The sequence below is a fragment of the Anaerolineales bacterium genome, assembly GCA_030583885.1.
Classification (GTDB): domain Bacteria; phylum Chloroflexota; class Anaerolineae; order Anaerolineales; family Villigracilaceae; genus Villigracilis.
Genome location: CP129480.1, coordinates 1,739,867 through 1,754,579, shown reverse-complemented (window position 1 = coordinate 1,754,579; position 14,713 = coordinate 1,739,867). Strand labels below are relative to the sequence as shown.

The following is a 14,713-nucleotide window of genomic DNA, read 5'->3' as shown; positions in this document are numbered from 1 at the left end:
ACGTTTCATCTCAAAATGAAGGCAATCCTCTTCCACAAACACGGCGGGCCTGAAGTCCTTGAGTATACCGACTTCCCCACGCCTCAACCCGGGCCCGGCGAAGCGTTGATTCGACTGCATGCGGCTGCGCTCAACCGCATGGATGTAATGGTTCGCAATGGATGGCAGGGATTGAACCTGGAACTCCCCCACATCAACGGCGCAGACGGCGCCGGTGAAATATCCGCACTTGGGGAAGGCGTTAGCGGTCTTCAGGTTGGCGACCCTGTGGTCATCAACGCCAATTTGGGATGCGGCCAATGTGAATTTTGCGTGAACAAGCAGGATAACATGTGTCTCAAATGGCATTTGCTGGGGGAAACAGTCCGCGGCACATATGCTGAGTATGTATGCCTGCCAGTCCGACAGCTGTATAAACTCCCTGTCAATTTCGACGTTCACAAAGCCGCTGCCGCAGCTTTGGTTTATCAGACCACATGGCATTCGATGGTCAAACGCGGGGGAGTTAAAGCGGGGGAAACGGTGGCCATTGTCGGCGCAGGCGGCGGTGTGAATTCTGCCAGCATCCAGATCGCGAAATATCTTGGTGCGCAGGTCATTGTCATCGGATCCAATTCAAAGAAACTTGAGAAAGCCGAAGCGCTCGGCGCGGATATTTTGATTGATCGTTCAAATGAGGAAGACTGGTCGAAGGTAGTTTTTTTTGCGACGGGAAAGCGGGGGGCGGACGTTGTAATCGACAATGTCGGCGCCACCTTTCCCTTAAGTCTGCGCGCGCTTCGCAAAGGCGGACGATTGCTGACAGTTGGCAATAGCGGTGCGCCCCGCTTCGAAATTGACAACCGCTATATCTTCGCGAAACATCTTGCGATCATCGGCTCCACCATGAGCACACTTGCAGAATTTGCCGAGGTGATGGATCTGATCGCGGCGGGCACATTGAGCCCCGTGGTTGACCAGACCTTTCCGCTGCAGGAAGCGGCCGCCGCACAGGAAAGATTATGGCGCGGTGAGAATTTTGGCAAGATTACCCTTGCTATTGCATAGAACGCTTATAATGGGCATCCTTAATACCCATGAAAAAATGAATTTCCTTAAACGCTTCTCCCTCTTTGAAGTCCTGCTGATTATCATCATATTAAGCGTCCACCTTTATGCGGCGCTGGCGGATGCGTACACCTTCCCCAACATATGGTTCAAACGCGATGATGCTTATTATTATTTCAAGGTCGCGCAAAATATTGCCGAGGGGCATGGCAGCACCTTCGACGGCATTAACCCAACCAATGGGTATCATCCCTTGTGGATGGTTATCTGCATTCCGATCTTTGCGCTCGCCCGCTTTGACCTGATCCTGCCCTTGCGGATACTGCTGTTGGCCACCGCCGGCTTTCAGGCGGCAACCGCGGTGCTGATCTACAGGTTGATAAAAAACAACCTTTCCCAGGCGGCTGCAATTCCTGCCGCATGTTTTTGGGCTTTCAATTTTTATATCCATTTGAACGTTTACGAATACGGGTTGGAAACACCATTGGCGGCATTCTCAATTGTATATTTCGTCTATAAACTCTCATGTTTTGAAAATGAATGGCGCACAACAACAGTAAAACCCCGCCAGATTGCCGGGCTCGCGCTCATCGCAGTGATGGTCATGTTCAGCAGGCTGGACCTGGTCTTCCTCGCCGTCATTACAGGGACATGGATCATCTTTCGCGGCAAACCCCTCCGCCACCTGCTCCCGCTGGATATGGTCATCATTTTCGCATCCATGACAGGTTCAGTTGCACTGCGAACTGGCATTACACCCTACAACGATTTCTACGCATCCTCAGCAGTGGAAGCCGCCATTCTGGCAGTGATCGTCAAAACAATTGCGCTCTATTTCCTTGGTGCATATCAACATCCGCGTGCAAACCCGATCTGGAAAACGTTCGGCCAGACTTTTTTCGCAATGACTGCCAGCACGCTTATCGTTGCGATTCTCTATGCACTCCTTATTCAATTTGGATTTGGAAAAAACTTACCCCGCACCGCCCTTGTATTGGATTGGGGCATCAGCCTGTCGCTCCTCTTTGCGCTCAGACTCGCCGCGGCCTGGTTCGGCAAAGCAGGCATGCCATCCTCAGAATTACCCCACAGTGAATTCAAAGCAAATTGGAGGCAGTGGTTCTCCGAAGGCTCCACATACTATGGTATCGTCGGCGGATTCCTAGCGGCATATATGCTCTTCAACAAGGTCCTGTTTGGCACATCCAGCCCAGTCAGCGGGCAGGTGAAACGCTGGTGGGGAAGCATGCCAATCACCCTGTATGAAGGACCTGCCTCCAATTGGTTCTCCTTCCTCGGCATCGGCAGGGATCATTTCAATAGCTGGCAGCCCTTGTCTGAAATTTTTTATTGGGGTTCGGAAACCTTGCGTCCCTTGTATCCTGGCGCAGACAAAGTGGGGGATCGCTACTATATTGCAATGCTCCTGTTTTTTCTGCTGGCAATGCTTGTTTTGTTTATCAACAAACGCCACACTGCATTATCCATTTCAAGGATGGCGCTCCTGCCTCTCGCTGCTGGCTGCGGGATTCACATCCTTTCCTACACAACCACCTCCTACGGCGGTGCAAAGGAATGGTACTGGATAAGCCAGATGGTAATGATTACGCTGGCCGGCGGCCTGCTGACTGATCTGTTACTAAGACTCTTGCTAAAAATAACGTTCGTACATCAAACAGCAGTGATTGCGCTGCTCCTGTTCAGCACATATTCCGCCTACAATTTTAGCAAGGTTATTACTTCCATCATGCAACACAACTACTTCCCTGCAGACCGTCCCTACATGGAGGTACTGGAATATCTCGAAGAGCACACACCACCTGGCAGCGTCATCGGCATGACCGGCGGAGGCAACGTGGGCTACCTGATCCATGACCGCACGATCGTCAACATGGACGGGCTGATCAACAGTTACGAATATTTCCTGGCAGTGCAAAACGGGGAAGCGGCCCCGTATTTACGTGAACGCGGCATGACCATCGTTTTTGCAAACCCGCAACTTCTGCTCATGCCGCCATACCATGGTCAATTTGCGCCCTATCTTGTCCGGTTTGACTCGTACGGCGGGAAGGGATTATTGTATCTGCTTGAAGAACCGAAATATTAGGATGAAACGCACTTTCCCTGTAACCCTTGCGCTATGGCTGGTGTTAATCCTAACAATGTGGAATCTCCTGCGGGCGTGGACGGCGCTTGCCTGGAGCGGGGTACTGACCGAGTTCTCAGCCGGCCTCACACCAGCGCTCGGCGCGGTAATTGGCGGGCTTTGGGTAACCATCGGCATTGTGCTCTGCTGGGGAATGTGGCAGAAAAAGGCATGGTCGGTAAAACTGCTCCTCGGGACTGCAGCAGCTTATACGGTCTGGTATTGGAGCGAGAGGTTTCTTTTCCAATATCCGCGACCAAACTTGGTCTTTGCTGTTATAGTAAATCTGGGGCTGCTGGTCTTAATTTTCTTTGCCGTCAAATCAATGTCGAGAGAGGCGTATGAGCAAACAATCTAAAATCCAAAAACTGAATGACACGAGAATACAATCGCGACTTGGCGGAGGCCAGGCGCGGATTGACGCGCAGCATAAAAAGGGGCGCCTGACCGCGCGCGAACGCCTTGACTTATTGCTGGATAAAGGCTCGTTCCGCGAAGTGGACCCATTTGTAGTTCACCGCACGCATGATTTCGGGTTGAACGAACAAAAATTCATGAGCGACTCCGTCGTGACGGGCTGGGGCACTGTGGAAGGGCGGCTCGTGTATGTGTACTCGCAGGATTTTACCGTTTTTGGGGGGAGTCTTGGCGAAGTTCATGCCGAAAAGATATGCAAGATCATGGACATGGCCATGAAGAACGGTGCGCCGATCATCGGTTTGAACGATTCGGGCGGCGCGCGCATTCAGGAGGGCGTGGTTTCGCTTGCGGGTTATGCAGATATCTTCCTGCGCAACACCATGGCTTCAGGCGTCATTCCACAAATTTCCGCCATCATGGGGCCGTGCGCCGGCGGCGCCGTATACTCCCCTGCATTGACGGATTTTATTTTCATGACGCGCAATACCTCCTACATGTTCGTCACGGGACCGGATGTTGTAAAAACCGTGACTCATGAAGAGGTAACCCAGGAGGAGCTTGGCGGCGCGGGCGTGCATTCCGAAAAATCCGGGGTATGCCACATCGCCGCGGACAGTGAAGCGGATACGCTGTACCTCATCCGCAAACTGCTTGGGTATCTGCCTCAAAACAACATGGAAGACGCGCCATTTGTGCCGAGCGATGACCCCCTGCGCATGGATGAGGGTCTGAACGAGATTGTCCCTGATGATGCGAACAAACCATACGACATCAAGGAAGTCATCCGCATGATCGTGGATAGTGGACAATTCTTCGAGATCCACGAGAACTACGCCCAGAATGTCGTGGTTGGATTTGCACGCCTCGGCGGACACTCCGTCGGTATTGTCGCAAACCAGCCTGCGGTCCTGGCGGGCGTTTTGGATATTGATGCAAGTGAAAAAGCGGCCCGCTTCGTGCGTTTTTGCGATGCCTTCAATTTCCCGATCATCACGTTTGAAGATGTGCCCGGTTTCCTGCCGGGCACCTTCCAGGAACATCACGGCATTATTCGTTCCGGCGCCAAATTGCTTTATGCCTACTGCGAAGCAACGGTGCCGAAATTGACTGTCATCACCCGCAAGGCATACGGCGGTGCGTACTGCGTGATGTCGTCCAAGCACATCCGCGGTGACGTGAACCTTGCCTGGCCCACCGCCGAAATCGCGGTGATGGGACCGGACGGCGCGGTAAACATCATCTTCCGCAAGGAGCTTGATGCCGCAAAGGATCCCGTTAAAAGGAAGGCCGAATTGGTTGCGGAATATAAGGAAAAATTTGCCAATCCGTATGTTGCTGCACAACGGGGATATATTGATGATGTGATCGAGCCGAAGGAAACCCGCCCGCGTTTAATCAACGCGCTGGAAATGTTGAGCAACAAACGCGATGCAAATCCCGCCAAAAAGCACGGGAATATCCCGCTATAAGAGGGACGAGGAGAGCTCATGTTCAAAAAAGTCCTGATTGCAAACCGAGGCGAGATCGCAGTGCGCATCATCCGTGCCTGCCGTGAACTTGGCATTGACACCGTCGCTGTTTTTTCTGAAGCCGACCGCAATGCGCTTCACGTGCGTTATGCGGATGAAGCCTATTTGCTGGGCCCCGCGCCTTCACGGGAATCCTATCTGCGGGCGGATAAAATTCTGGACATTGCCAAACAGTCCGGCACAGATGCCATCCACCCCGGCTATGGGTTTCTGGCGGAACGTGAAGACTTCGCCGCAACCTGCGCAGAGTTGAAAATCAATTTTATCGGTCCAAAGCCATCCTCCATTGCGGCGATGGGCGATAAAGGCAAGGCACGCGCAACGGTGATCAAGGCCGGTGTGCCGGTTGTGCCCGGCACGGAGGCTGTTGGCAACATGACCGATGAAGACCTGCTGAAGACCGCACCAACAATTGGCTTTCCGTTGCTGATCAAAGCCACTGCCGGAGGCGGCGGAAAAGGCATGCGGGAGGTAAAAAGCCTGGAGGAAATGCCGACCCTGCTCCAGTCCGCAAGACGCGAGGCGGAATCCTCCTTCGGCGACGGGAATGTCTATCTGGAAAAACTGGTTGAAGGTGCACGCCATATCGAATTCCAGATCATGGCGGATTCACATGGCAACGTGATCCATCTCGGTGAGCGCGAATGTTCCATCCAGCGCCGCCATCAGAAACTTTTGGAAGAGGCGCCGTCCCCTTTCCTCGATGATGAGCTGCGTGAAAAAATGGGGAGCGTTGCCGTGAAAGCCGCACAGGCCGTGGATTATGTCAATGCCGGCACCATCGAATTTCTTGTGGATAAGGACCGTAATTTTTATTTCCTAGAGATGAATACGCGCCTGCAGGTGGAACATCCCGTGACCGAAATGGTGACCGGTGTGGATATCGTGGCGGAACAAATCCGCGTCGCACGGGGCCGGCAGCTGAGTTATACACAGGAACAGATCCAAACCAATGGGCATGCGATCGAGTGCCGCGTGAACGCCGAAGATCCGTTCAATGGCTTCATGCCGTCCACGGGGCGGATCACGCACAGCCTGCTGCCCACCGGACCCGGTGTACGCGTGGATACGGGCGTTTATCCAGGCTTCGAGATCACACCCTATTACGATCCCATGATCGCGAAATTGATCGTGTGGGGTGAGACACGCGCCCAAGCCATTTTGCGAATGCGCCGCGCGCTGGAGGAATACCGCATCGTCGGCGTACGGACGAACATCCCCTTCCATCAAACCCTGATGGATTCTCACCGCTTCATGGGCGGTCAGTTTGATACCCGTTTTGTGGAAGAACGATTCTCGATGGAGGGCTCTTCCGAAATCAAGAATTCGAGCGCCGAGATTGCCGCCATCCTTGCCACGCTGGTCGCTCACAAACAAACTGAGCGCTCGGCTCAAATCGTCCGCCGCAACGAGCGTGACACAAGCAACTGGAAATGGGTCGGCCGCTGGGAACGAATGCACCGCTAAAGGATGATCTATTATGAAATATGTTACTACCATTGACGACAGGGAATTTGAGATCGAGGTTGTGGATGAACGTCACATCCGCATTGGCGACCGCCTGCTTCAAGTGGACTTTGAATCCGTGAGCGGACAGCCTGTCTTCTCCCTGTTATTGGATGGCAAATCATACGAGTCTTTCGTCTATCAGGGAGATGAAGACTGGCAGGTGCTCTTGCGCGGACGCCAGTATCAGGTCAATGTTGAGGATGAACGGGAAAAGCGTCTTAAAGCAGCGGCAGGCGGAGGGGTCGCAGAGGGAGGTGAATTCCATCTCAAAGCGCCCATGCCCGGGCTTGTGGTAAGCGTCCTTGTGGAGGAAGGTCAGGAGATCCAAAAAGGACAGGTCATGCTGATCCTTGAATCCATGAAGATGCAGAATGAACTCAAAGCCCCGCGTGACGGGACCATGGGGCGCATTCGTGTGAAAGCTGGCGAAAGCGTGGAGCAAAAACAGACCCTGTTGAGTTTGCAATGACTGCCGAAAATGGGCGGGAAACCGAAGTCAAGTTTTATGTGCGGGATCTAAAAAAGATCGAAGTGCGCCTTCTTGAATTGAAGGCGCACTTGATTCAACCGCGCGTACATGAGATAAACCTGCGCTTTGACAATCCCAGCGGTGATCTGCGAAGGCAATTCAAAGTCCTGCGTTTGCGAAAAGATACAGAAGCGAAATTCACATTCAAAGGTCCCAGCGAGCAACGCGCGGACGGCGTGCTCTCCCGCAGGGAAATCGAGTTCATGGTCGGCGATTTCGAGGACGCAAAACAATTTCTCGAAATACTCGGTTTTGTTCCCGTGGTGTTTTATGAAAAATTCCGCGCCACGCACGAGTTGAACGGCGTTCACATCATGCTGGATGAACTACCCTATGGCGAGTTCGTCGAGATTGAAGGGGAGAACGTCAACTCACTACGGGCAGTCGCGCGACTGCTCGGCTTGAATTGGGAGGCAGCCATCCCGATCGGATATCACAGGCTGTTCGAGTCTGTCGCGGGAAAATACAACCTGGACGTATCGCAATTGAGTTTCGAAGCGGTGAAACCTGTCCGCGTCAGTGCGGAGGACCTAAACATCGTGCCTGCGGATTAAAAAAATTATCGTTTCACGCAAGAAATAATCCGATTCTCTTTCCAGAGTGGTATGATTCAAACACGAATTCCTAGATCCTAAATCCGGGAAGGATATAACAGTGCCTGCCATTGCAATCGAAAAACTCGGACGCATTTACACCACCACAACCGGCACCATCCGCCGCACCCGCAAGGATGTGACCGCGCTGGAAAACATAAACCTGGACGTGGAACCTGGCGAGTTATTCGGCTTGCTCGGTCCAAACGGGGCGGGAAAGACCACGCTCACCCGGATTCTTTCAACTGTCTTGCTGCCAACTACAGGGAGCGCACAGGTACTCGGCTTGGACGTGGTTCGCGACACAAAAAAACTACGCCCGCGGATTGGCATGGTCTATGGCGGGGAACGCGGGCTTTACTACAGATTATCCGGATACGACAATATCCGGTATTTTGCCGATCTTTATTTGGTGCCGCCGGAAATCTCACGAAAACGCATTCCGGAATTGCTTGAACTTGTGGGACTAAAAGACCGCGCAGACGAACGCGTGGAGGGGTATTCGCGCGGGATGAAGCAAAGGCTGCATATTGCACGCGGATTAATCAACAATCCCGATGTGCTGTTTTTGGATGAACCAACCATTGGCTTGGACCCAATTGCCGCCCGTGAGTTGAGGAATGTCATTGCAGACCTCCACCGAAATGGCACGACCATTTTCCTCACCTCGCACTATATGTATGAAGTGGATGCCCTTTGTCAGCGGGTTGCCGTTGTAAATAAGGGAAAAATCGTGATGACCGATACCCCCGCTGCGCTCAAGCGGTTGGTGGCAAACCTGGAGGTGGTGGAGATAGAATGCCTTGGAGTTTCCACTGAGGCGTTAAACGCGTTACGGGCACATCCACGAGTCGAAGCGGTCAATGTGAATAATCGTGATCAAGTCCAGGTTTTGCAGATTCAGTCCCCGGACGGCGTGGAATATGTACCGGATTTCCTGCGCATTCTTGATGGTGCGCGGGTGCAAAAAGTGGTCACCCGTCAACCAACGCTTGAGGACGCCTACGTAAAACTTTTGGGAAAGGAGGCGATTAACACATGATTTCCCACCTCTCAGGATTTCTGCGAGTAATAGCCTCCTCTTTTACCATGCAGGCCAAGGAGCGCGCCACCAACCAGTTTTTCATTGGCACATTATTCGTACTCCCGGTCATATTCACCCTTATCTCTGTCGGCACATACATCTATGGGGGCAAGAGCAATTTCGGCCTTTTTGCAGTGATCGGAGCAGGCATGATCGGGATCTGGAACGCAAATTTGTGGACATCCGGACGCATTCTGGAGGGTGAGCGTAGGGGCGGAACCCTGTCCATGTTGATCGCCGCCCCCACACCATTACCCATCATCCTTATCGGAAAAAGCCTGTCGAACGCGGCGGCATCCCTCTTATCAATGGCAGTGACAATGTTGACCGGGCTGGTGGCGTTTCGTCTTGAGTTGGACATCACCCAGCCGGTTGCTTTTCTCATCAGTCTGCTGCTGACACTGTTTGCCATGACATGCTTCGGGCTTGTGCTGGGTTCCTTCTTTGTCCTGACCAGAAACGCCGGGGCTTTTGTTGAAGCCGCAAACTACCCGATTTTCATTCTTTCCGGCTTGATGTTTCCACTTACCATCCTGCCGGCCTGGGTCAAACCACTCTCCGCATCCCTCGCTCCCATGTGGGGAAATATTGCGCTCGGGGCATCCGCCGGGTTAATTGACGGGAATCCGTGGAGCATAAATCTTTACCTCATCGGGCTTTCGCTGGCGTATCTCGTCATTGCCAGGATTTTATTCCGGTTGGTGGAGGAACGAGTTTGCAAAGACGGTTCTTTAGAGGTTTATTAATGAGCCGATTGCTGCAACTTTTTCTAGCTGGAACACGGGCAGGCTGGGCAAACCTATCGGTTGAAATAACGCCAGCCACGATATTCGGGTCCCGCATACCACGTACGATTTTTCAGGCAACCTTTTTTATTCTTGTCGCTTACGCTGCAGGAGGCAGCGAGTTGGCAAAATTCGCATTCATTGGAAATGTGATGCATGCCGCTGTCTTCCCCAGTATCATTTCAATGTCAGTTGTGATCGAATTGGAAAAATGGGTGGGAACTATCCCGTACATGATCGCATCCCCGGCAAAATGGTTTCCAGTGATCCTTGGTCGAAGTGTGGCAGACTATATTGATGGACTGTTACGAATATTGCTTGTATTATTCGTCCTGATGCCCTTTTTTGGGAAGGAGCTGACTGTTGCCGGTTTGCTGCACGCAGCGCCAATAGCAATTATCACAGTGGCTTCGGCCTCCTCGCTTGGCTGGTTGTCTGGAGCCATTATGCTGCCCACACGCTGGGGAATGCTTGTCTGCAATACGGTTGGTTATTTGTTGATGGTCACAGGCGGGGTGAATTTTCCAATCACAGCCCTGCCTCCCGTCGTCCAGGTTTTTGGACGCATGTTGCCGATGACGAACGGTTTGTTGGCAATCCGTGACATCATAGATGGCGCATCTTATACCCAGGTGTCTGGCTTAATATGGCTTGAAGTCATCATCGGGCTGGTCTATGGCGTCGTAGCCTTGAAGCTTTTCGCCCATCGGCTGAACGTTGCCCGTCAGACCGGGCACTTCGAACAGTTCTAACGCGGCTTTGCCCAATCTCCAGCCATGAAAAAATAATATGAACAAACAACGTCCCAATACCCTGCTGAAGGTCTTCTTCAAAATTCCATTGTTCGTTCACAAACTCGGCTTCGGCGGCTGGGAACGGTTGATCGGCGCGCAGTGGATGCTTATCACCACCATCGGCAGGAAGAGCGGCAAGCGCCGCCAGGCAATGGTGGACGTCCTGCTTCACGATGGACAGACCGATACCTACTACGTCCTCTCCGCCTACGGCTCGCACGCAGACTGGGTTCGCAACATCCAAACCAATCCGCGCTTCGAAGCACAGGTCAGGCGGAGAAAATTTACGGCACGCGCAACTACGCTTTCCAGCGAAAACGCGGGGGAGATGCTGGTCCAGTTTTACCGTCTCAAGCCCGCTTACACCCGCGCCGTGATGAACGCGGCGGGCATGAAGTTCAAGGATGAGGACGACCTGCGAACGCTTGGCGGGCGGCTTCTGCTGCTGGCGGTCAATCCGCAAACGGAAGATGCCGATCATCCATCCACGTGACGGCTTCGACTGCGGAGTCAATGCCCAGAAGCGTGGATAAAACCCGCTGGACAGAATCAACTTCCCCCGATGTAATGAAGCGGACATTTCCCTGATCCCCTTTTGGATTCAACATCCCGCCCGCCTCCAACAGACGTTTGGCCTGTTTCGCCACCGCGGGAGCGGGGTCTATCACCCGCACCTTTTCCCCTGCAATCCGCTCGATGAGCGGGATCACAAATGGATAGTGCGTACATCCCAGCACAACGGTATCGATGTTTTTCTCCAGCATCGGGAGCAGGGCATCTTCGAGAATTGCACGTGTTTGCGGGGAATCCAACTCACCGTTTTCAATTTGATCGACCAGCCCCGGACAGGTATTTTGAAACAACTCCACGCCGTTGGCAAAACGTTCCACCACGGAAGCATACAACGCGCCCTGGAACGTCGCGGGCGTTGCCAGCACGCCGACCCTGCCGGTGTGCGTCTTTTCTGCCGCAGGTTTAACGGCAGGCTCCATGCCCACGAATTGTACATCGGGGAAGGTTGCGCGCAGATGCTGCAACGCCGCCGCGGATGCCGTGTTGCAGGCAACTACGATTAATTTTGCATCGTGCTCAAGTAGATAACTGGTGATCCCCTCTGAAAAACTTTGGATCTGCTCCATCGAACGCGGACCATAGGGCACGTGTCCCTGATCGCCGAAGTAGATGACGTGCTCATACGGCATCAGCGCCTGAATCTCTCGCAGGACGGAAAGCCCGCCCACGCCGGAGTCAAATATGCCAATGGGGTGGTTTGCAGACATGGGATTCAAGGACAATTAAGATTTGTCTTTCCTGCGAACGTACAGCATTTTTTCCACACGAGCAATCACCTGTGCATGCTCGTCCAGGACATCCACGGAAAAGGTCGGCTCGATCTTTCCGTTCTGTTCCACATCCAAACGGATTTGTTCAACCCGCTCCGGCGGAACATGGAAACGCGCCTTAACTTTATCACGTCCGGGTTTTTTGAACTGGATGCTGGCGGCCTTGTCCCACACAATATAACCGGGACCGAGCAGGCGCATCAGGATCAACATAAACCACGGATCGCACATCACATACAACGAGCCGCCGAAATGCACACCGACGATGTTGCGATTAAAGACGGTCAGCTTCATTTCAACCTCGATCGTGTGCTCGTCGATGGAGCGGGATCGAATCCCCGCCCCGACAAGCGGCGGATAGAAGTTGATGAATTTTTCAAGCAGGCGTTGACGGAGTTTCATTTGCCAAGATGGGTTATTGATTCGATGCATCCACAAAGGATTTGAAGAGCCGGCGCATGACGGACTGGCCGGTCAGCCATTCGGGATGCCACTGCACACCGACCGCATAGGGATGATCGGGTATTTCGACAATTTCGACAATGCCATCGGGGGCATGTCCTGCAACCTTCAATGGAGGGGCAATATCTTTCAATCCCTGATGATGCAGACTATTGACATGCAGAAGCGTCTCACCGAAGATCTCTGCGGCGCGGGTGAACTCATCCACACTAACAGGGTGCACAATCGCAGTGAACAAGTCGCCGGGATAGTCGTGGTCAAGCGCGCCCTTCACCTGCTCGGCGATGTGCGTGTACAGTGTCCCGCCCAACGCCACATTCAACACCTGCACGCCGCGGCAAATTCCAAGCAGAGGCTTGCCATCCCGAACTGCTTTCCGTAACAGGGAAAATTCGGCGGCGTCGCGGATCTCGTCCACGCCTGAAATCCTCACATGACCGCTACCGTTGAAATACTCCGGTGAAATATCCCCGCCGCCCGTGAACATGATCCCCTGCAATCTCGAGTAAAGATCATGATAATCCTGTTCAGAAAGAATACACGGTATCAATACAGGCAGACCGCCCGCTTCGGTCACTGCCCGAATGTAGGTATGCTGCACCGCAGTAATCGGATTGTTGTTGGGACTTTTTCCATTGTACGTTGTAATGCCGATCAATGGTTTTGCCACCACGACCTCCAAAACAAAAGACCCTAAAGGTCTTGAAGACCTTTAGGGTCTTTCCAGAAACCCTGTTGGTTATACGAAGCGAGCCTAGTCGAATTTTTCTTTAAGACGTGCGCTCTTGCCTGTGCGCTCACGCATGAAGTACAACTGTGCGCGGCGGATCTTGCTGTGGCGTTCAACGACAATCTTATCAATCCGTGGGGAACGAAGAAGAAAAGTTCGCTCCACGCCAATGCCATTGGATGCCATGCGGCGGACGGTTACATTTCCATCGTTCCCGCTCTTCCGCAGACGGATCACAATACCCTTGAACTCCTGAATACGCTCGCGGTCACCTTCCCTGATCTTGACATGCACACTGACGGTATCGCCGGGTCGTAACTGCGGGATATTTTCATTAACTTTTGCCTCAACGGCTTTTACCAAGTCTGCCATTTTCGTTCTTCCTTACTTTTTGATGTAATTTCCAAGATGCGCGACTGCGGATTATAGCACGCAATTTCTCCCTTCACAAGCCTGATTTCAGCTGTATTTCCTGATCGCCAGCACCGCGTTATGCCCGCCAAAGCCGAAGGCATTACTGATGGCAAACGAGACATCCGTCTCGCGCGCCTTGTTCGGAATGTAATCCAGATCACATTCCGGGTCGGGGGTTTCATAATGAATGGTCGGCGGCAGAATCCCCTCACGCACGGCCTGCACGCAGAAGATGGCTTCCAATGCCCCTGTTGCGCCCATCATGTGCCCCGTCATGGATTTTGTGGAGGAAATGGGGAGTTTATACGCCAGATCGCCAAAGGCGGCCTTTATGGCACGTGTCTCGGCTTGGTCGTTTAGCAGGGTTCCGGTGCCATGCGCGTTGATATACCCAACCTCCTCGATATTCGCGTTTGCAGAGGACAAAGCCATCAGCATGGCGGCGGCGCCTCCCGCGCCATGGTCATGCGGCGCTGTAACATGGAAGGCATCTGCCGTGGCGCCGTAGCCCGCCAGCTCAGCGAAAATATTCGCGCGCCGCGCTCTCGCATCCGTTTCCCGCTCGAGAACCAATACAGCCGCGCCTTCCCCCATCACCAGACCATCGCGGTTTTTATCGAACGGCTGAGGCGTTCCATCGTTTTTGCGTGACATCGCACCCACGCGGTCAAATGCCGCCACACCGGTGGACGTGATGGTCGACTCGGATGCACCGGTCAGGGCGGCATCGATCATGCCGGTACGCAACATCATCAACGCCGTGCCAATTCCGTCTGAACCGGATGCGCAGGCGGAAGCCACCGAGAAGCACGGCCCCTTGATCCCAAATTCAATTGCCGCCATACCCGCACCGCCATTTGCCATCAGCATCGGGATTAAGAATGGACTGACACGCTTGGGGCCTTGCGTGTGATTCGTCAATATCGCTTCCTGCAATGAGTGCAGGCCGCCGATGGCGGAGGAAATAATTACGCCGATGCGTCCGGCATTTGAATCAGTGATTTCCAACCCGGATTGCAGCAGCGCCTCCCTTGCCGCTGCAATGGCAAACTGTTCAAAGCGGTCCCGCCTGCGGGCTTCTTTTGCGTCCATAAAGTTTTCCGGCTTGAATCCCTTTGCCTCCGCGGCAATATGAACCTGCAAAGGTGATGAATCGAATAATGTGATGGGCCCCACACCGGAGACGCCGGCAATTAAATTCTTCCAGGTTTCCTTTACAGTCAGACCGAGGGGATTAACCGCCCCCATCCCAGTAATAACGATACGATCCTGCATTTCTCCTCCAGCATATAATGTTATGATAGTGTGCAATATAGAACCCCATAAAT

At 53.2% G+C, this 14,713-nt stretch carries 16 protein-coding genes; 11 read left to right on the top strand and 5 right to left on the bottom strand.

Annotated elements, in window-relative coordinates:
- Positions 1-15 precede the first annotated feature (15 nt).
- The 11 genes from QY332_08780 to QY332_08730 all read left to right on the top strand — a co-directional run bounded on the left by QY332_08780 (position 16) and on the right by QY332_08730 (position 10,929).
- On the top strand, positions 16-1,047 hold the full coding sequence (locus QY332_08780) for a zinc-binding dehydrogenase (protein WKZ38024.1): 1,032 nt from the start codon (positions 16-18) through the stop codon (positions 1,045-1,047).
- A 37-nt stretch (positions 1,048-1,084) separates the two neighbouring features.
- A complete protein-coding gene (locus tag QY332_08775; GenBank protein ID WKZ38023.1) occupies positions 1,085-3,154 on the top strand; it encodes a hypothetical protein in 2,070 nt (689 codons plus the stop codon).
- A 1-nt stretch (position 3,155) separates the two neighbouring features.
- Entirely contained in the window at positions 3,156-3,551 is a 396-nt protein-coding gene (locus QY332_08770; protein ID WKZ38022.1) for a hypothetical protein, read from the top strand.
- Positions 3,535-5,082, top strand: a complete 1,548-nt coding sequence (locus QY332_08765) for an acyl-CoA carboxylase subunit beta (GenBank protein WKZ38021.1) — start codon at positions 3,535-3,537, stop codon at positions 5,080-5,082. The genes QY332_08770 and QY332_08765 overlap by 17 nt, the downstream gene beginning before the upstream one ends.
- 18 nt (positions 5,083-5,100) lie before the next feature.
- Positions 5,101-6,609 carry an acetyl-CoA carboxylase biotin carboxylase subunit gene (gene accC, locus QY332_08760; protein WKZ38020.1) on the top strand — a complete coding sequence of 503 codons (1,509 nt, stop codon included), beginning with the start codon at positions 5,101-5,103 and terminating at the stop codon, positions 6,607-6,609.
- Between the two features lie 13 nt (positions 6,610-6,622).
- Positions 6,623-7,120 (top strand): biotin/lipoyl-containing protein, encoded by a 498-nt coding sequence (locus QY332_08755; protein WKZ38019.1) that lies wholly within the window; start codon positions 6,623-6,625, stop codon positions 7,118-7,120.
- The gene (cyaB, locus tag QY332_08750) at positions 7,117-7,734 is read left to right on the top strand and encodes a class IV adenylate cyclase (protein ID WKZ38018.1); all 618 of its coding nucleotides are present in this window, start codon (positions 7,117-7,119) and stop codon (positions 7,732-7,734) included. Before QY332_08755 ends, cyaB begins: the two co-directional genes overlap by 4 nt.
- Before the next feature lie 100 nt (positions 7,735-7,834).
- On the top strand, positions 7,835-8,815 hold the full coding sequence (locus QY332_08745; protein WKZ38017.1) for an ABC transporter ATP-binding protein: 981 nt from the start codon (positions 7,835-7,837) through the stop codon (positions 8,813-8,815).
- The gene (locus QY332_08740; GenBank protein WKZ38016.1) at positions 8,812-9,603 is read left to right on the top strand and encodes an ABC transporter permease; all 792 of its coding nucleotides are present in this window, start codon (positions 8,812-8,814) and stop codon (positions 9,601-9,603) included. The genes QY332_08745 and QY332_08740 overlap by 4 nt, the downstream gene beginning before the upstream one ends.
- On the top strand, positions 9,603-10,394 hold the full coding sequence (locus QY332_08735) for an ABC transporter permease (GenBank protein WKZ38015.1): 792 nt from the start codon (positions 9,603-9,605) through the stop codon (positions 10,392-10,394). Before QY332_08740 ends, QY332_08735 begins: the two co-directional genes overlap by 1 nt.
- 37 nt (positions 10,395-10,431) lie before the next feature.
- Entirely contained in the window at positions 10,432-10,929 is a 498-nt protein-coding gene (locus QY332_08730; GenBank protein WKZ38014.1) for a nitroreductase family deazaflavin-dependent oxidoreductase, read from the top strand.
- Here QY332_08730 and murI read toward each other — a convergent pair.
- The 5 genes from murI to fabF form a co-directional block, all read right to left on the bottom strand.
- Positions 10,889-11,716, bottom strand: coding sequence for a glutamate racemase (murI, locus tag QY332_08725; GenBank protein ID WKZ38013.1), 828 nt, complete (start codon positions 11,714-11,716; stop codon positions 10,889-10,891). The two genes, QY332_08730 and murI, sit on opposite strands and share 41 nt — an antisense overlap.
- Before the next feature lie 15 nt (positions 11,717-11,731).
- Positions 11,732-12,181, bottom strand: coding sequence for a YiiD C-terminal domain-containing protein (locus QY332_08720; GenBank protein ID WKZ38012.1), 450 nt, complete (start codon positions 12,179-12,181; stop codon positions 11,732-11,734).
- Between the two features lie 13 nt (positions 12,182-12,194).
- Positions 12,195-12,911 carry a gamma-glutamyl-gamma-aminobutyrate hydrolase family protein gene (locus QY332_08715; GenBank protein ID WKZ38011.1) on the bottom strand — a complete coding sequence of 239 codons (717 nt, stop codon included), beginning with the start codon at positions 12,909-12,911 and terminating at the stop codon, positions 12,195-12,197.
- 84 nt (positions 12,912-12,995) lie between these two features.
- Positions 12,996-13,343 carry a 50S ribosomal protein L19 gene (rplS, locus tag QY332_08710; protein WKZ38010.1) on the bottom strand — a complete coding sequence of 116 codons (348 nt, stop codon included), beginning with the start codon at positions 13,341-13,343 and terminating at the stop codon, positions 12,996-12,998.
- A gap of 87 nt (positions 13,344-13,430) precedes the next feature.
- A complete protein-coding gene (gene fabF / locus QY332_08705; protein WKZ38009.1) occupies positions 13,431-14,660 on the bottom strand; it encodes a beta-ketoacyl-ACP synthase II in 1,230 nt (409 codons plus the stop codon).
- Positions 14,661-14,713 lie beyond the last annotated feature (53 nt).

What these genes read in the sequence shown, in the direction of transcription:
- cyaB (WKZ38018.1), top strand. Translation starts at nt 7,117, where the DNA reads ATGACTGCCGAAAATGGGCGGGAAACCGAAGTCAAGTTTTATGTGCGG.
- QY332_08730 (WKZ38014.1), top strand. Translation starts at nt 10,432, where the DNA reads ATGAACAAACAACGTCCCAATACCCTGCTGAAGGTCTTCTTCAAAATT.
- QY332_08720 (WKZ38012.1), bottom strand. Translation starts at nt 12,181, where the DNA reads ATGAAACTCCGTCAACGCCTGCTTGAAAAATTCATCAACTTCTATCCG.
- QY332_08735 (WKZ38015.1), top strand. Translation starts at nt 9,603, where the DNA reads ATGAGCCGATTGCTGCAACTTTTTCTAGCTGGAACACGGGCAGGCTGG.
- QY332_08770 (WKZ38022.1), top strand. Translation starts at nt 3,156, where the DNA reads ATGAAACGCACTTTCCCTGTAACCCTTGCGCTATGGCTGGTGTTAATC.
- QY332_08740 (WKZ38016.1), top strand. Translation starts at nt 8,812, where the DNA reads ATGATTTCCCACCTCTCAGGATTTCTGCGAGTAATAGCCTCCTCTTTT.
- QY332_08765 (WKZ38021.1), top strand. Translation starts at nt 3,535, where the DNA reads ATGAGCAAACAATCTAAAATCCAAAAACTGAATGACACGAGAATACAA.
- QY332_08755 (WKZ38019.1), top strand. Translation starts at nt 6,623, where the DNA reads ATGAAATATGTTACTACCATTGACGACAGGGAATTTGAGATCGAGGTT.
- murI (WKZ38013.1), bottom strand. Translation starts at nt 11,716, where the DNA reads ATGTCTGCAAACCACCCCATTGGCATATTTGACTCCGGCGTGGGCGGG.
- QY332_08780 (WKZ38024.1), top strand. Translation starts at nt 16, where the DNA reads ATGAAGGCAATCCTCTTCCACAAACACGGCGGGCCTGAAGTCCTTGAG.
- QY332_08775 (WKZ38023.1), top strand. Translation starts at nt 1,085, where the DNA reads ATGAATTTCCTTAAACGCTTCTCCCTCTTTGAAGTCCTGCTGATTATC.
- fabF (WKZ38009.1), bottom strand. Translation starts at nt 14,660, where the DNA reads ATGCAGGATCGTATCGTTATTACTGGGATGGGGGCGGTTAATCCCCTC.
- rplS (WKZ38010.1), bottom strand. Translation starts at nt 13,343, where the DNA reads ATGGCAGACTTGGTAAAAGCCGTTGAGGCAAAAGTTAATGAAAATATC.
- accC (WKZ38020.1), top strand. Translation starts at nt 5,101, where the DNA reads ATGTTCAAAAAAGTCCTGATTGCAAACCGAGGCGAGATCGCAGTGCGC.